The 13,707-nt window shown below is 62.2% G+C and carries 18 protein-coding genes and 1 pseudogene; 9 read left to right on the forward strand and 10 right to left on the reverse strand.

Annotated elements, in window-relative coordinates:
• Window positions 1-46 precede the first annotated feature (46 nt).
• The 4 genes from msrA to H0241_RS21845 all read right to left on the reverse strand — a co-directional run bounded on the left by msrA (window position 47) and on the right by H0241_RS21845 (window position 2,612).
• Window positions 47-778: a peptide-methionine (S)-S-oxide reductase MsrA gene (gene msrA / locus H0241_RS21830; RefSeq protein WP_181059910.1), complete on the reverse strand. Its 732-nt coding sequence runs from the start codon at window positions 776-778 to the stop codon at window positions 47-49.
• 124 nt (window positions 779-902) lie between these two features.
• Window positions 903-1,199 carry a hypothetical protein gene (locus tag H0241_RS21835; RefSeq protein WP_181059911.1) on the reverse strand — a complete coding sequence of 99 codons (297 nt, stop codon included), beginning with the start codon at window positions 1,197-1,199 and terminating at the stop codon, window positions 903-905.
• Window positions 1,200-1,276: 77 nt separating this feature from the next.
• On the reverse strand, window positions 1,277-1,978 hold the full coding sequence (locus tag H0241_RS21840) for a DUF1223 domain-containing protein (RefSeq protein WP_181059912.1): 702 nt from the start codon (window positions 1,976-1,978) through the stop codon (window positions 1,277-1,279).
• A 262-nt stretch (window positions 1,979-2,240) separates the two neighbouring features.
• On the reverse strand, window positions 2,241-2,612 hold the full coding sequence (locus H0241_RS21845; protein WP_181059913.1) for an endonuclease domain-containing protein: 372 nt from the start codon (window positions 2,610-2,612) through the stop codon (window positions 2,241-2,243).
• A 146-nt stretch (window positions 2,613-2,758) separates the two neighbouring features.
• Here H0241_RS21845 and lepA point away from each other — a divergent pair, with 146 nt between their 5' ends.
• Complete coding sequence (lepA, locus tag H0241_RS21850) at window positions 2,759-4,564, forward strand: translation elongation factor 4 (protein ID WP_181059914.1); 1,806 nt, start codon at window positions 2,759-2,761, stop codon at window positions 4,562-4,564.
• Between the two features lie 209 nt (window positions 4,565-4,773).
• Here the strand turns inward: lepA and H0241_RS21855 are convergent, their stop codons facing one another.
• Together H0241_RS21855 and H0241_RS21860 are read right to left on the reverse strand one after the other, a co-directional pair.
• Window positions 4,774-5,427, reverse strand: a complete 654-nt coding sequence (locus H0241_RS21855) for a hypothetical protein (RefSeq protein WP_181059915.1) — start codon at window positions 5,425-5,427, stop codon at window positions 4,774-4,776.
• Window positions 5,399-6,304, reverse strand: a complete 906-nt coding sequence (locus H0241_RS21860; RefSeq protein WP_181059916.1) for a DNA-processing protein DprA — start codon at window positions 6,302-6,304, stop codon at window positions 5,399-5,401. The genes H0241_RS21855 and H0241_RS21860 overlap by 29 nt, the downstream gene beginning before the upstream one ends.
• Window positions 6,305-6,489: 185 nt before the next feature.
• Between H0241_RS21860 and H0241_RS21865 the strand changes: the two genes are divergently transcribed.
• From H0241_RS21865 to H0241_RS21890, 6 genes and pseudogenes are all read left to right on the forward strand, one after another.
• Complete coding sequence (locus H0241_RS21865; RefSeq protein WP_181059917.1) at window positions 6,490-7,002, forward strand: hypothetical protein; 513 nt, start codon at window positions 6,490-6,492, stop codon at window positions 7,000-7,002.
• A 40-nt stretch (window positions 7,003-7,042) separates the two neighbouring features.
• Window positions 7,043-7,792 (forward strand): hypothetical protein, encoded by a 750-nt coding sequence (locus H0241_RS21870; protein WP_181059918.1) that lies wholly within the window; start codon window positions 7,043-7,045, stop codon window positions 7,790-7,792.
• A gap of 112 nt (window positions 7,793-7,904) precedes the next feature.
• Window positions 7,905-8,312 (forward strand): hypothetical protein, encoded by a 408-nt coding sequence (locus tag H0241_RS21875; RefSeq protein ID WP_235984404.1) that lies wholly within the window; start codon window positions 7,905-7,907, stop codon window positions 8,310-8,312.
• Between the two features lie 71 nt (window positions 8,313-8,383).
• Window positions 8,384-9,013, forward strand: a complete 630-nt coding sequence (locus H0241_RS21880; RefSeq protein WP_181059919.1) for a CDGSH iron-sulfur domain-containing protein — start codon at window positions 8,384-8,386, stop codon at window positions 9,011-9,013.
• 290 nt (window positions 9,014-9,303) lie between these two features.
• The gene (locus H0241_RS21885) at window positions 9,304-9,675 is read left to right on the forward strand and encodes a hypothetical protein (protein WP_181059920.1); all 372 of its coding nucleotides are present in this window, start codon (window positions 9,304-9,306) and stop codon (window positions 9,673-9,675) included.
• A gap of 87 nt (window positions 9,676-9,762) precedes the next feature.
• Window positions 9,763-10,129, forward strand: a pseudogene (locus H0241_RS21890) (endonuclease domain-containing protein).
• A 118-nt stretch (window positions 10,130-10,247) separates the two neighbouring features.
• On the opposite strand, the gene H0241_RS21895 reads toward H0241_RS21890, so the two are convergent.
• Window positions 10,248-10,568 (reverse strand): hypothetical protein, encoded by a 321-nt coding sequence (locus H0241_RS21895; RefSeq protein WP_181059921.1) that lies wholly within the window; start codon window positions 10,566-10,568, stop codon window positions 10,248-10,250.
• Window positions 10,569-10,735: 167 nt separating this feature from the next.
• Between H0241_RS21895 and mbfA the strand changes: the two genes are divergently transcribed.
• Entirely contained in the window at window positions 10,736-11,719 is a 984-nt protein-coding gene (mbfA, locus tag H0241_RS21900; protein ID WP_181059922.1) for an iron exporter MbfA, read from the forward strand.
• A 160-nt stretch (window positions 11,720-11,879) separates the two neighbouring features.
• Here mbfA and H0241_RS21905 read toward each other — a convergent pair whose 3' ends face one another.
• The 3 genes from H0241_RS21905 to H0241_RS21915 all read right to left on the reverse strand — a co-directional run bounded on the left by H0241_RS21905 (window position 11,880) and on the right by H0241_RS21915 (window position 12,867).
• The gene (locus H0241_RS21905) at window positions 11,880-12,224 is read right to left on the reverse strand and encodes an antibiotic biosynthesis monooxygenase family protein (protein ID WP_181059923.1); all 345 of its coding nucleotides are present in this window, start codon (window positions 12,222-12,224) and stop codon (window positions 11,880-11,882) included.
• Window positions 12,221-12,577: an NIPSNAP family protein gene (locus H0241_RS21910; protein ID WP_181059996.1), complete on the reverse strand. Its 357-nt coding sequence runs from the start codon at window positions 12,575-12,577 to the stop codon at window positions 12,221-12,223. Before H0241_RS21910 ends, H0241_RS21905 begins: the two co-directional genes overlap by 4 nt.
• A gap of 86 nt (window positions 12,578-12,663) precedes the next feature.
• Complete coding sequence (locus H0241_RS21915; RefSeq protein WP_181059924.1) at window positions 12,664-12,867, reverse strand: DUF1127 domain-containing protein; 204 nt, start codon at window positions 12,865-12,867, stop codon at window positions 12,664-12,666.
• A gap of 69 nt (window positions 12,868-12,936) precedes the next feature.
• Between H0241_RS21915 and H0241_RS21920 the strand changes: the two genes are divergently transcribed.
• A complete protein-coding gene (locus H0241_RS21920; protein WP_181059925.1) occupies window positions 12,937-13,611 on the forward strand; it encodes an ArsR/SmtB family transcription factor in 675 nt (224 codons plus the stop codon).
• Window positions 13,612-13,707: the final 96 nt, after the last annotated feature.

Here is a 13,707-nt window from a genome sequence, read left to right on the forward strand (position 1 = left end):
GTCTCCGGGAGGGCGTCGCCGCCCTCCGCACCGTCCCAAGCAACCCTCAGCTCTTGCTTGCCGTCAGCACCAGCACCGGCTTTTCGCTGTACAGCCCCGGGAACAGCGACTTCAAATTGGCCACCTTGGGCAGGTCGTTGTAGACGATGTAGGGGTAGGTCGGGTTGAGCGTCAGAAAATCCTGATGATACTCTTCGGCCGGATAGAAGGTTTTGCCCGTTTCCAGCGTGGTGACGATCGGCTTGTCAAACACCTTGGCCTGGTCGAGCTGGGCGATGTAGCTCTGCGCGATCTTCTGCTGCTCGCCATTCTCGGCAAAGATCGTCGAGCGGTACTGGGTGCCTGAGTCCGGACCCTGGTAGTTCAGCTGGGTCGGATTGTGGGCGACCGAGAAATAGACCTGCAGCAGCTGGCCGTAGGTCACCTTGGACGGATCGTAGGTGATCTCGACCGACTCGGCATGGCCGGTGCGACCGCTGCCCACCGTTTCGTAGACGGCGTCATCCTTGGCGCCGCCGGTGTAGCCGGAGACGGCCTTGGTCACGCCCTTGACGTGCTGGAAGACGCCCTGCACGCCCCAGAAGCAGCCGCCGGCAAAGATCGCCGTCTCGCTGCCGCCGGCGGCCTTTTCGTCCATTGCCGGCGGCGGGATCACCACCGCGTCCTCGGCCGAGCGCGCCGGGCTCTGCCAGAAGGTAGCCGCCGCCGCGGCGACCATGAGCGCCGCAAGCGCGCTCCTGGTGAAGATCGGCGTTCTCGTCTTTGCAATGTCGGTCATGTCTGATCTCCCTTGTTGCTGTTCATTATATACGAAAGAAGCCGCCGCCGGGTTCTCACTTTGCTGTGCGCCGGCGCCGGCTTCCCTCCTCAACCGCCAACCCCCGGCTGGTTGAGGGTTCGGCTTATTGCGCAGGCGCCATCGCGTCCGCCGGCTTCATCGCATCCGTTGCGGGCGCCATTGCATCGGCCGGCTTCATGGCGTCGGCCGCGGGCTTCATCGCATTCGTCGTCATCGGGTCGGCGGGCTTCATGGCATCGGTCGCCGGTGCCATGGCATCCGCAGGCTTCATAGCGTCCGCCGGCTTCATCGCCTCGGTGGCCATCGGATCGGCCGGCTTCATGGCGTCTTCGGCGCGGGCGCCGGCGGCGAAGGCCGTCATCGAAAGCGCAAAGGCGAGCGCGGTCAGGGTCTTGGTCATGGTATTTCCTCTTTGAAGAGGGCGCGCGGATGCGAGCCCGGTTATGCCGCTCTTTGCGGCGTTGGGTGAAAAAGAAATCAGTTGGCGGCCGCGGCCAGGATCGGCCCGCCGCCGGGTGACTGCACCAGCACCGCGGTGCTGAGGCCGCCGGAGGCTGCCGGCAATGGCAGCGAGGTGGCGTCGCCGCTCCAGCTGCCGAGCTTGGTCAGCGAGTGCACGACATTGGCATGCGGCAGCGTGCGCCCGGTGTTCTCGCCGCGCGCCACCGGCACTTCGATGACGCCCTTGTTGTAGCGAACCAGCCAGACATCGGCCTTGCCGCCCGGTGCGGAACCGGCGCCGATGGTGATCTTGCCGCCATCGAGCGACAGCGACGGCCCCTTGGTATGGCCGCTAGAGGAAATCAGCTGCTCGATTTCGCCGGGTGCGGCACCCACCGCATCGGCATCGCCATTGACCACGACCTGCGGCGTGAACGGGCCGGAACGGCCGAGCGACGGCTCATAGCGCACCTGGCGCTGCGTGAATTCCTCGCGGCCGAACGTGTCCTTCCAGCCGAGATAGTCCCAGTAGGTAACGTTGAACGACAGCGCCAGGACGTTGGGCTGGTCCTTGACCCTGATCAGATTGGCATTGGCCGGCGGGCAGGACGAGCAGCCCTGGCTGGTGAACAATTCGACCACGGTGAGCGGCTGGGCGAATGCGGTGCCGCCAAGCGTCATCAGCGCCGCGCCTGCGGCTGCCAGCATCGCGCTGCGTTTGAGGTTAAATCCAGTCATCAGGGGTCTCCGTTGCGGCGGCCGTTGCCGGCCATATCCCCACTTCGCCCGGCTAAGCGGCTTCGTTACAGCGCTCACTGGTTTGTGATTGGGGCGCCGGAGCGCCCTTACCTTCTCCCCTTGTGGGAGAAGGTGGATCGGCGCGCAGCGCCGAGACGGATGAGGGGTGTTCCAGGGAACACCAACGTCTCACTCCGCTGGAACACCCCTCATCCGTCGCCTTCGGCGACACCTTCTCCCACAAGGGGAGAAGGGAGAATCATCACCGCCACGGCTGCAAGTTTGTGTCCCTTACATAGGCGATGACTGTATCGCAGACGGCATCCAAATCCTTCAGCACATCATCATTCCAGAAGCGCAACACGCGAAAACCTCTCGCATGCAACTCAGCCGCGCGGATTCGGTCAGTCTCCGAGTCGGCGTGTTGGCTACCGTCAATCTCGACGATCAGGCCGGCCTCAACACAGACGAAATCGGCAACGTACTTTCCGATAGGAGCCTGGCGCCGAAATTTGATCCGGTCGAGCCTGCGGTCACGCAGTTCGTGCCACAGCTTGCTTTCGGCCTCGGTCATCTCGCGCCTCAGCGCACGGGCGAAGCTGCGTTTGGCAGGAGGGACGGGTTGGTGCGGCATGGCGTCAGACTAGCCAACGTCTCGCTCCGCTGGAACACCCCTCATCCGTCTCGGCGCTGCGCGCCGATCCACCTTCTCCCACAAGGGGAGAAGGGAAGAGGGCGCCCCGCTTGCCCCTGCTTACAGCCCCTGCTAAAGCGCGCGCCATGAGCACGCCTCTCGACCACATCCGCAATTTCTCCATCGTCGCCCATATCGACCATGGCAAATCCACGCTTGCCGACCGGCTGATCCAGTCCACCGGCGGGCTGGAGCTGCGCGACATGAAGGAGCAGGTGCTGGACTCGATGGACATCGAGCGCGAGCGCGGCATCACCATCAAGGCGCAGACGGTGCGGCTGAAATACCGCGCCAACAATGGCGAGGACTATATCCTCAACCTCATCGACACGCCCGGCCACGTCGACTTCGCTTATGAAGTGTCGCGGTCGCTCGCCGCCTGCGAGGGCTCGTTGCTGGTCGTCGACGCCTCACAGGGCGTCGAAGCGCAGACGCTGGCCAATGTCTACCAGGCCATCGACAACAACCACGAGATCGTCGTGGTGCTGAACAAGGTCGACCTGCCGGCCGCCGAGCCAGAGCGCATCCGCGAGCAGGTCGAGGAGGTCATCGGCATCGACGCCTCCAACGCCGTGCTGATCTCGGCCAAGACCGGCTTGGGCATTCCCGATGTGCTCGAAGCCATCGTCCACCAATTGCCGCCGCCGCGCGAAGGCGACGCCACCGCCCCGCTGAAGGCCATGCTGGTCGACAGCTGGTACGACGCCTATCTCGGCGTCATCGTTCTGGTGCGCATCATCGACGGCGTGCTGAAGAAGGGCCAGACCATCCGCATGATGGGCACCGGCGCCAAATATCTGGTCGAGCGCACCGGCGTGTTCACGCCCGCCCGCATCAATGTCGACGAGCTTGGCCCCGGCGAGTTCGGCTTCTTCACCGGCTCGATCAAGGAAGTGGCCGACACCCGCGTCGGCGACACCATCACCGAGGACAAGCGCGCCACCGCGCACGCCTTGCCCGGCTTCAAGCCGGCGCAGCCGGTGGTGTTCTGCGGCCTGTTCCCGGTCGATGCCGCCGATTTCGAGGATCTGCGTGCCGCCGTCGGCAAATTGCGCCTCAACGACGCCAGCTTCTCCTATGAAATGGAAACCAGTGCGGCGCTCGGCTTCGGCTATCGCTGCGGCTTCCTTGGCCTGCTGCATCTGGAAATCATCCAGGAGCGGCTGGAGCGCGAGTTCGACCTCGACCTGATCGCCACCGCGCCCTCCGTCGTCTACCGGCTGCTGCTCAATGACGGTTCGATGAGAGAACTGCACAACCCCGCCGACATGCCCGACGTGGTGAAAATCTCCGCCATCGAGGAGCCTTGGATCCGCGCCACCATCCTCACCCCCGACGACTATCTCGGCGGTATTCTAAAACTCTGCCAGGACCGGCGCGGCATCCAGGCCGACCTGTCCTATGTCGGCAAGCGCGCCATGCTGACCTACGATCTGCCGCTCAACGAGGTCGTCTTCGACTTCTACGACCGGCTGAAGTCGATCTCCAAGGGCTACGCCTCCTTCGACTATCATCTGACCGACTATCGCGAGGGCGACCTGGTAAAAATGTCGATCCTGGTCAATGAGGAGCCCGTCGACGCGCTATCGATGCTGGTCCACCGCACGGCGGCGGAAAAGCGCGGCCGGCAGATGGTCGAGAAGCTGAAAGAGCTGATCCCGCACCACCTGTTCAAGATCCCGGTCCAGGCTGCGATCGGCGGCAAGGTCATCGCCCGCGAAACCATCTCGGCGCTGCGCAAGGACGTGACCGCCAAATGCTATGGCGGCGACGTGAGCCGCAAGCGCAAGCTGCTGGACAAGCAGAAAGAGGGCAAGAAGCGGATGCGCCAGTTCGGCAAGGTGGATATCCCGCAGGAGGCGTTTATCCAGGCCTTGAAGATGGGGGATTAAGCGGTCCGGCCTTCGGCCGGACGCATCGACCCGGTGGGTCGATGCGAGCGCAAATCCGGGTGGGAGCTGCCGCAGGCAGCGGGTCCCACCCCGGGGGTTACGGCAGTGCGGTGACCTGATCGCGCGCAGCGCGGCCCTGAAGCTACAAGCCGGAAGATCAGAAGCCGTGCGTCAAGGCTCTATTCCATGCCGCATACCGAGGCTGTTGATCACTCCCCAAGAATGTCAAACAGTGACGATTGATCGTCATCGTGGACGACGCGGGCGAGAAAAACCCCCTTAATTTCAACATGTGGGTAAGCCTCGTGCAGAAGTGCTTGCGCCGCCTTGAAAGAAGCGCCTCTCGCGATCACATCGTCAAATACAGCTATCGTATCAATAGCTTGCGGTAGATGAGGGGTTTGGAATGTCCAACCTGCCTTCAAGCTTTCAGGGTCTGGGCGATGATTAGTATCATGAGCCGCAATGCGCTCTTGGTGTTGTATTATACAATTAATAGTCGTGGCATGAGCGCCAAAACTCCTGTTGATTAGCCTCAAAAGCCTATCGTCATACGCAGGATGCCCGATAGGCTTGCTACACGGAATTGGACACCAAGCAATTTTCGGCAACCTTTCTTTGAGCACCGCGCTACGAAGCTTTTCTGCCCAATAATCAGTAGACCGAGCCTTGTGTTTATAGCGGTGGACATTCTCGTCCCGAATCGTCGGACTCATTTTGAAGTTTAAAATGTGGTTATTCGTCTCTGACTTATAGCCTCCGTGCGCGGTATATTCTCCGAGGTATAAGACGTAATCATCCGGCACTAGGAAGCCGTGATCGCCTCGTGTTAGGTCATCGATCTTTGTAAAGCGCGCTGACATTGGCTAAAATATCTTCAATACCCGAAACTCGGATCGCGCCGAGTTCCTCAAATCTATGGGGCCATGTTATATCGGGCCTACGAAAACAGCTTTCAAGAATCAATAACGGTCGACCTTGTGCTAAGGCCGCCCGTGCTTGCGTCAGTGTCCCAGAGGTTTCCCCAGCTTCTACTATAACAGTCGCATCAGTTAAGGCACTCATCGTTACGTTTCGTTCAGGGAAAAAGGTGCGGGTCTTATTCAAAGGCATGGCCTTGTACGCCACGACCGGGACTTGAGATATCAAAAGATGCTCTCGAGATATCTTCTCATGAATAACTCTATTCTCACGCGGATAGGACGTAGAAATCGGAGTGCCAACTACTGCAATTGTCGGGAACTTTAGTTCTATTGCTGTTTCATGGACGATTGCATCAATCCCTTTCGCCAAGCCGGAGACGGGGATAATTTTTTCAGAAATTAACCCTTCAACTATTCGTCGGGCCTGCAAAATGCCAGCATCACTGGGTTCGCGAGTTCCTACCACCGCGACGGAAGGTTGCTCCGATAGAGCCCAATAACCTTGATAATAGAGCAGCTCAACAGGATGTTTCGCCACTCGAATTTTGCTGGGGTATTCACCAGCGCCGTGTATCCTGACGCCATATGGGGCTGAGCTGAATTTCCGGATCTGCTCGTCTGCTAGCTCGGCATATTTGATTGCAGTGGGATACGGGACAAAATCAGAGGGGACGGCGAAAGGTGCGCCGCCAAACTTGTCTGCGATCGACTTAAATGATGCCGCATGATCCAGCCACAGGGCCTCGTAAGCGCCCATTTCCAACCAAGGGGAAATGGGCTCAGAAGACTTAAGATCGAATTGCTTGGCTGCGGTCATTTTATCTATTTAGGGCTGCATCGCCGATTGTTCGACCGGAATCCGGTCAAGGCTTATCATTGGAACAAAACGAGAACATGCACAAGAGAATTTATATCCTAGTATTTGCAATTAGTTACGTTGCATCTTGACGCGGATCACCATTGGACAACGCTCTGCTCGGAAGTACCCTGGGGAAACATCACATGCGCACCGCTCTAGACACCGCCGCCTCTCTCGGCCTCGCCATCGGCGGCGCCTTCGGCCTGGCCGGCACTTTCGTCACCAGCGCGCCGCTGCGCGAAACGCTGTGGGCGATCGACGGCGTGGCGCTCGTGGTGGCCACCGCGCTGCTGACGATGAAATACCAGCGGCTGGGCAATGACTGCATAGCTGCGGGCTTCCTCACCTTCCTCGCCGGCGAGAGCCTGCTGCTTGCCGGCAATGCGGCGGGGCTGGAGGCCAGCGTGCCCTCCTATGTCGGCGGCATCTCGCTGTGGGCGGCAGCGCTTGTCCTGATCGGTGCGGCGAACACCTTTGCGCTGTGGATGCGGCTCACCGGCCTCGTCGCCGCCATCCTGTTTGTCGTGACCGTGGCCATGGTGCTGTGGGGTGCGCCGTTGCTGCCGACCTCGGCGCCGCTGCCCGCCGCCGGCTATCCGTTCCTGGTGCTGACTTTTGCCGGCTGGATCTGGACACTTGTCTGGCCCAGGCAGTAAGCAGGGGGCATGCAGAAATGACGGGGCGGGGGATCTCGATTTGCGCAAATATCTCTTGCCGTTCCTCAGCTTCTGCCTCGACTACGCCTGGGTGAACGCGGCGGTCGTTCTGGCCGACCGGTTGTTTCCCGATGTTGGCGAGGCCGTTCTCGGCCAGCCGATGTCATGGTCGGCGCGGCAGCTCGTTTCGGTGATCCTGGTCGCTCTTGTAAGGGTGGCGCACGCCTCGGTGGGCGAATGGCTGCTTTCCTACCCGCTCAACGAGCAGCCGGAAGGCCAGCGTCAATGGGCCAATGTGCTGCTCGGCACGCTCGGTGTGCTCTCCGGCATCTGGTATGCTCTGCACCTGACCGAAGGCGATGACGGCATGCCGTTCCTGTTCATGGTCGAGCAGACGCCGCTGAAGATTGCGGCGGTCGCGCTCTACAGCGCCGTCTGCAGCTGGTGTGGCGCCATGCTGCTGCGGTTCACGCCAAGGGCGAAGTTTTACAACGCCCTGCTGTTCATCTCGTTCATCCCATTGACGTTGATAAACCAGATGTTCTCCCATGACGCGCTGATCGCCTCGATGGTGGCGCGCGCCGCCAGGGACGGCCGCACCTTCCCGCTGGAAAAGGCGGAGGCGTATGCCCGCCTGGGGGTCTACTACGCCGTCGTGCTGATCGCGGTGATGCTGGCGATCCTGTATTTCTGCCGCGAGCGGCCGACGGTTACTGACGAAGGCGCCGGGATCGTAGGCGCTCCCCCTTCTCCCCTTGTGGGAGAAGGTGTCGCCGAAGGCGACGGATGAGGGGTGTTCCAGGGAACGTCAGCGCCTCACTCCGCTGGAACACCCCTCAACCGTCTCGGCGCTGCGCGCCGATCCACCTTCTCCCACAAGGGGAGAAGGAAGAAGCGCTCGCATGTGGCGCTTCTCCCCCGACCGTGCGAGCGTGGCGTCTCCGATTCGGGACCCCACCGCCATGCTCCGCCTCACCCTTGCCGCCCTTCTCATCGCCACCCCGGCGCATGCCGCCGACATGGCGTTCTTTGTCAAGAACCTGCGCAGCCAGGCTGTTGCGGTGGAGCTGTTCAGCCGTGACCGCAAGATGTCGTGGCCGGGCGACGACCAGGTGTTTCTGATCGAACCGAACTCGCAGAAATCGGTGCCGATCTCGTGTTCCCAGGGCGAAAACATCTGCTACGGCGCCTGGGTGAACGGCAACGACGCGATTTCCGCCGGCGTCGGGCCGGACAACGATCAGCCGTGTGACACCTGCTGTTTCATCTGCGTGGAGAAGACGACGGAGACGATCGATCTGGTTGAGTGAGACGCTCGGCGAGCTTGACGCCCTTGCCGCCATCGCCCTAGCCTCTTGTCACCCACCACGAGGAAAGTTCCATGGCAGGCACGGTCGAAGGCGAGAAGATCGACGTTACTTTCAACGGCAAGCGCTGCATCCATTCGCGCAATTGCGTGCTCGGCAACCCGCATGTCTTCGTGCCCAATGCGCCCGGCGAGTGGATCCACCCCGAGGCGGCAAGCGTCGAGCAAGTCGTGACACTGGCCGAAAACTGTCCGTCCGGCGCCATCGGCTATTTGAGGAAGGATGGCGGGCCGCAGGAGAAGCCGCCGGTGGTCAACACCGTGCGGCTGCGCGAGAACGGGCCGTTGACTGTGCATGCCGAGATCGTGCTCGGCGGCGAGACCTTCTTTCGCGCCACGCTCTGCCGCTGCGGCGCCTCGCAGAACAAGCCATTTTGCGACAACAGCCACATCAAGGCCGGCTTCACAGCCACCGGCGAGCCGCCGCTGAAGGACGCGCCGGCAACGCTGGAGGCGCGAAATGGCCCGCTGACCATAACGCCCACCACCAACGGGCCATTCAAGGTCGAGGGCAATGCCGAAATCGTCACCGGCACCGGCCACACGATCGACCGCACCACCCGCGCCTTTCTGTGCCGCTGCGGCCATTCGGCCAACAAGCCGTTTTGCGACGGCAGCCACAAGAGAGTGGGGTTTGTGGGGTAGGCGCCGAAACCGCTAATCTCCCCCCTCGAGGGGGAGATGTCGCCGAAGGCGACAGAGGGGGTCGCCTCGCGTGAAGCGCTAACCTCCATCTGCCGCAGGAAGGTCGAGCCCAGTCGGACCAACCCCCTCTGGCCTGCCGGCCATCTCCCCCTCAAGGGGGGGAGATTAGCGCTCGCTCGCCTCCGCCAATCCCCCCAAAATCAGTCAGGCGTCACCCTTCAATGTCACCCCGCATCATGCCATGCTCGCCCTCTCGGCCGAGGGGGCCGATTCTCAATCCGGGGAACGTCATGTCTTTCACCATCACCCGCCGCATCGTCGTCGCGCTCTCGCTTGCCGCGCTGTTTGCGCCGTCGGCCTATGCCGCCGACATCACCTTCGCCATCAAGAACGGCCATCCCAACGCCATGCGCGTCGAGCTCTACAGCCAGGACCGCGACTATGTCTGGCCGGGCGACGGCAAGGACTTTTACCTCGACGATGGCGAGACCAAGCAGATCCCGGTCTCGTGCAACGAAGGCGAGTCCATCTGCTACGGCGCCTGGGTCGACGGCGACGAGGAAACCTACTGGGGCGTCGGCCCCAACAACAAGGAAAAATGCGAAGACTGCTGCTACACCTGCGAAGGCGGCGAGACGGAAGAGATTGATTTGGTGCCGTAGGTAGTACAGCCAACCTCCCCCCAAGTGGGGGAGATGTCCGGCAGGACAGAGGGGGGCGCCGTAGAGTACCAACCTAGACAACCACCCATGCCGCACGCACCATTGCCGCCTCGACATCGCGCAAACGCCAGATCAATGCGCAAAGTCCTGACGTCAGCCGAGCTCAACCTCTGGAACGAACTTCGGGCGCACCGGCTGGATGGGGCTTGGCTTCCGCCGACAATTTCCCATCGCCGGCTACATTGTCGACTTCGCTTGTCCCGAGAAGAAGCTGGTCATCGAAGTCGATGGCTCCCAGCATGCGGGTGTGGCTGCCGGTGATGAAACGCGGACAGCGCGACTCGAACAAGATGGCTGGACAATGCTGCGGTTCTGGAATGACGACGTCATCCGCGACATCGACAATGTCTGCCAGCATATTGTGATTGCGGCGGGGCTTGGAGGCGCATCCTGAGCGAATGACGGTGCCCAGGCTTTAGGCAGGGGAGGTCTGCGGGACAGCGCCCCCCTCTGTCCTGCCGGACATCTCCCCCACGAGGGGGGAGATCGGGTTTCGCCTTGGCTTTCGCCAATCACCCTAACAGCGCCCTTTGCCGCTTCGACCCACCCGCCTTGCGCCAGGAATTGAACCTATGCGTGGCGGCGGCGAAGGAGATCTTCATCTGCTGGGCGACGGAATAGCGCGACTTGCCTTCGTCGAACATGCGGTAGCAGCACTCGACGCCCTCTTCGGTCAGCTTGCCGTCAGGGGCCTTGTTGTGCGGATTGGCGGGGTCGAATTTTTCGACCTGCTGTTCGACCAGGCCTTTCAGCCGCTGCAGGTCGGCCTCGATGCTGGCGATGAGATCGAGGACGGGTTTCGGATCGAAGTGCTCGTGCGGCTTTGCCGTCATCTCTGGGATACCTTTCGCTTTGCGTGTGTCCCAACCTATATAGGTGAACATTCGCTGATAATGAAGGGCGCGCCGCGCTCCGGCCCTTCAACACTTCTTGACCGGCAATTGACCGGCGACGTCACAGCGCCTAGTTTAGAACTATTCTAAACTAGGGTGAATTTATCATGCTTTCCCGCGTCTTCGGTTTCGGCCGCCGTCCCTTCGAATCGCTGTCGGAACAGGAGATCCTGGCGCTGGCAATTTCGTCCGAGGAGGATGACGGGCGCATCTACCGCGCCTATGCCGACGGGCTGGCGGACACCTTTCCGCAATCGGCGAAAGTGTTCGAGGCGATGGCGGAGGAGGAAGACGGCCATCGCGATTCCCTGATCGAGCTCTACCGCAAGCGTTTCGGCGAGCGCATTCCGCTGATACGGCGCGAGCATGTGAGGGGCTATTACGAGCGCAAGCCCGACTGGCTGGTGCGGCCGCTGGGCATCGAGCATGTGCGCAGCCAGGCCGAAGAAATGGAGCAACAGGCCTATCGCTTCTACGTCGAAGCGGCCAAGCGCACCAGCGACGCCTCGACCAGAAAACTGCTCAACGATCTCGCAGCGGCGGAGCAAAGCCATGAGAATTCGGCGCATCGGCTGGAGCAGAAACTTGTGCCGGGCGAGGTGAAGGACGAAGAGGAAAGCGCCGAGCAGCGCCAGTTCATCCTGACCTATGTGCAGCCGGGGCTGGCCGGGCTGATGGACGGCTCGGTGTCGACGCTGGCGCCGATCTTTGCCGCGGCGTTCGCCACGCATGACACCTGGCAGACGCTGCTGGTCGGCCTTGCCGCCTCGATCGGCGCCGGCATTTCGATGGGCTTTACCGAAGTCGCTTCCGACGACGGCAAACTGTCGGGCCGCGGCTCACCGCTCAAGCGGGGGCTCACCGTCGGCGTCATGACGACGCTGGGTGGGCTGGGCCACGCACTGCCCTATCTCATCCCGCATTTCTGGACGGCGACGGCGGTTGCCGCCGTGGTGGTGTTCTTCGAATTGTGGACAATCGCCTTCGTCCAGAACCGCTACATGCAAACCCCCTTCCTGCGCGCGGCGTTTCAGGTGGTGCTGGGCGGCGCGCTGGTGTTTGCGGCAGGGGTGCTGATCGGGAATGCGTGAGGTTCTTCCCTTCTCCCCCTGTGGGAGAAGGTGGATCGGCGCGATAGCGCCGAGACGGATGAGGGGTGTTCCAGCGGAGTGAGACGTTGGTGTCTTCTGGAACACCCCTCATCCGTCGCCTTCGGCGACACCTTCCCCCACAAGGGGGGAAGGGGGAGCCTCATCCATTCACCGCCCTGCTATCCGCCGGCGCTCCATCCCGCTCCGTCAGCCCATAGTCCCGCACCACATGCGCAATCCTTAACCGGTAGCCGGCAAAGATTCCGCCGCGGCCGGCCTTTTGCGCTTGCCGGTGCTCCTCGGTGTTGCGCCAGGCCTTGACCGCTTCCTCGTCGCGCCAGAAGGACAGCGACAGGACGCGGTTGGGGTCGACTAGGCTCTGAAACCGCTCGATCGAGATGAAACCGTCTATGCCGTCGAGCAGCGGCCGCAGCTCCGCAGCGATGCCCAGATACGCATCGCGCTTTCCCGGCGCCGGCTCGACCTCGAAGATGACAGCGATCATGCTTCCTCCTTGACCGCGGTCTGGAACAGCTGTAGCGGTCCATGCGGCCCCGACACCAGCTTCAGGAAGATGCGGTCTTCTTTCAAGATGAACTTTTCCCGGCGGGCGAATTCGTAGTTCGCCTTGCCGGCGGAATCGGCGGCGAGCCGGGCGCGGTAGGCTTCGTAGGCGGCCAGGCTGTCGATGTTGTAGGCGGCGTAAGCGGTGGTGGCCGAGCCCTCATGCGGTGCGTAGTAGCCGATCAGATCGGCGCCGCAGCGCGGGATGGCCTGACCCCAGGCCTTGGCATATTGCTCGAACGCCGCCTTGCCGAACGGGTCGATCTCATAGCGGATGAAGCAGGTGATGGTCATGGTGATCTCCTTGGGTTTCTGCATCAATGGTTCGAGCGGCGTCGAAACGTTGTGCCGCCGGGTCTGCTAGGCAAAGGCGCCGGCGGTCAGGCCTGCCAGAACGATTTTGCGCATTCGCGGCGCACATCCTCACGGCTCAGGCCAATGTCGCGCAGCAGATGATCGTCGACCTCGGCGAGGTCGAGCCGCTGCAGATGGCGGTCATACCAGCGGGCGAGCAGCCGCCGATGCAGCCAGGTGACGAACGGGAACGGCTGGCGGCCGGCGAGTGGGGCGGAAGCGGTTGGCATCGGCGTTCTCCTTGATCTCGCCTGACAATAATGATTATCTGACAAGAATGCTTCGATGGAGACCTAACTATGCGTGAAGGACCCGACATTGCCCGCATCGCCAGCCTGGTCGGCGATCCGGCGCGGGCAAACATGCTCAATGCGCTGATGGGCGGCACAGCTTTGACGGCGAGCGAACTGGCGCTGGAGGCCGGCGTGTCGCTGCCGACGGCGTCGTCGCATCTGTCGAAATTGATGGAGGGCGGGCTGCTGACCTTGGCCAGCCAGGGCCGGCATCGCTATTACGGCCTCGCCGGGCCGCAGGTGGCGGGGATGATCGAGGCGATCACCGGCGTGGCCGAAGCGGTCGGCCCCAAGCGGGTGCGGCCGGGTCCGCGCGACGGCGCCATGCGCGTGGCCCGCGTCTGCTACGACCACCTCGCCGGCGAGCAGGCGGTGGCGATGCTGGACCGGCTCGTCGCGCGCGACATCCTTTTGCGCAACGAGAACGAGATCAGGCTGGGGCCGTCGGCGACCTCGCATTTTTCGGCCATCGGCATCGATGTCGACGCCAAGCCGCGCCGCCCGGTCTGCCGCGCCTGCCTCGACTGGAGCGTACGCCGCTCGCACCTTGCGGGAACGCTGGGCGCGGCGATCCTGGACAAGATCCTGGCGGAGAAATGGGCAAGGCGCGAGAAGGATAGTCGCGCGGTGGTGTTTTCACCGCCGGGGAAACAGGCGTTTGAGCGGGTGTTTTTGATGTAGTTGCCGGGGGGACGATCTCGCTGCGTCGGCGGGACAGCACCCCCCCTCTGCCCTGCCGGGCATCTCCCCCTCAAGGGGGGAGATTAGCAGCTTCGT

It is taken from the genome of Mesorhizobium neociceri (assembly GCF_013520985.1).
GTDB lineage: Bacteria > Pseudomonadota > Alphaproteobacteria > Rhizobiales > Rhizobiaceae > Mesorhizobium > Mesorhizobium neociceri.

What these genes read in the sequence shown, in the direction of transcription:
- msrA (WP_181059910.1), bottom strand. Translation starts at nt 778, where the DNA reads ATGACCGACATTGCAAAGACGAGAACGCCGATCTTCACCAGGAGCGCG.
- H0241_RS21835 (WP_181059911.1), bottom strand. Translation starts at nt 1,199, where the DNA reads ATGACCAAGACCCTGACCGCGCTCGCCTTTGCGCTTTCGATGACGGCC.
- H0241_RS21840 (WP_181059912.1), bottom strand. Translation starts at nt 1,978, where the DNA reads ATGACTGGATTTAACCTCAAACGCAGCGCGATGCTGGCAGCCGCAGGC.
- H0241_RS21845 (WP_181059913.1), bottom strand. Translation starts at nt 2,612, where the DNA reads ATGCCGCACCAACCCGTCCCTCCTGCCAAACGCAGCTTCGCCCGTGCG.
- lepA (WP_181059914.1), top strand. Translation starts at nt 2,759, where the DNA reads ATGAGCACGCCTCTCGACCACATCCGCAATTTCTCCATCGTCGCCCAT.
- H0241_RS21855 (WP_181059915.1), bottom strand. Translation starts at nt 5,427, where the DNA reads ATGTCAGCGCGCTTTACAAAGATCGATGACCTAACACGAGGCGATCAC.
- H0241_RS21860 (WP_181059916.1), bottom strand. Translation starts at nt 6,304, where the DNA reads ATGACCGCAGCCAAGCAATTCGATCTTAAGTCTTCTGAGCCCATTTCC.
- H0241_RS21865 (WP_181059917.1), top strand. Translation starts at nt 6,490, where the DNA reads ATGCGCACCGCTCTAGACACCGCCGCCTCTCTCGGCCTCGCCATCGGC.
- H0241_RS21875 (WP_235984404.1), top strand. Translation starts at nt 7,905, where the DNA reads ATGTGGCGCTTCTCCCCCGACCGTGCGAGCGTGGCGTCTCCGATTCGG.
- H0241_RS21880 (WP_181059919.1), top strand. Translation starts at nt 8,384, where the DNA reads ATGGCAGGCACGGTCGAAGGCGAGAAGATCGACGTTACTTTCAACGGC.
- H0241_RS21885 (WP_181059920.1), top strand. Translation starts at nt 9,304, where the DNA reads ATGTCTTTCACCATCACCCGCCGCATCGTCGTCGCGCTCTCGCTTGCC.
- H0241_RS21895 (WP_181059921.1), bottom strand. Translation starts at nt 10,568, where the DNA reads ATGACGGCAAAGCCGCACGAGCACTTCGATCCGAAACCCGTCCTCGAT.
- mbfA (WP_181059922.1), top strand. Translation starts at nt 10,736, where the DNA reads ATGCTTTCCCGCGTCTTCGGTTTCGGCCGCCGTCCCTTCGAATCGCTG.
- H0241_RS21905 (WP_181059923.1), bottom strand. Translation starts at nt 12,224, where the DNA reads ATGATCGCTGTCATCTTCGAGGTCGAGCCGGCGCCGGGAAAGCGCGAT.
- H0241_RS21910 (WP_181059996.1), bottom strand. Translation starts at nt 12,577, where the DNA reads ATGACCATCACCTGCTTCATCCGCTATGAGATCGACCCGTTCGGCAAG.
- H0241_RS21915 (WP_181059924.1), bottom strand. Translation starts at nt 12,867, where the DNA reads ATGCCAACCGCTTCCGCCCCACTCGCCGGCCGCCAGCCGTTCCCGTTC.
- H0241_RS21920 (WP_181059925.1), top strand. Translation starts at nt 12,937, where the DNA reads ATGCGTGAAGGACCCGACATTGCCCGCATCGCCAGCCTGGTCGGCGAT.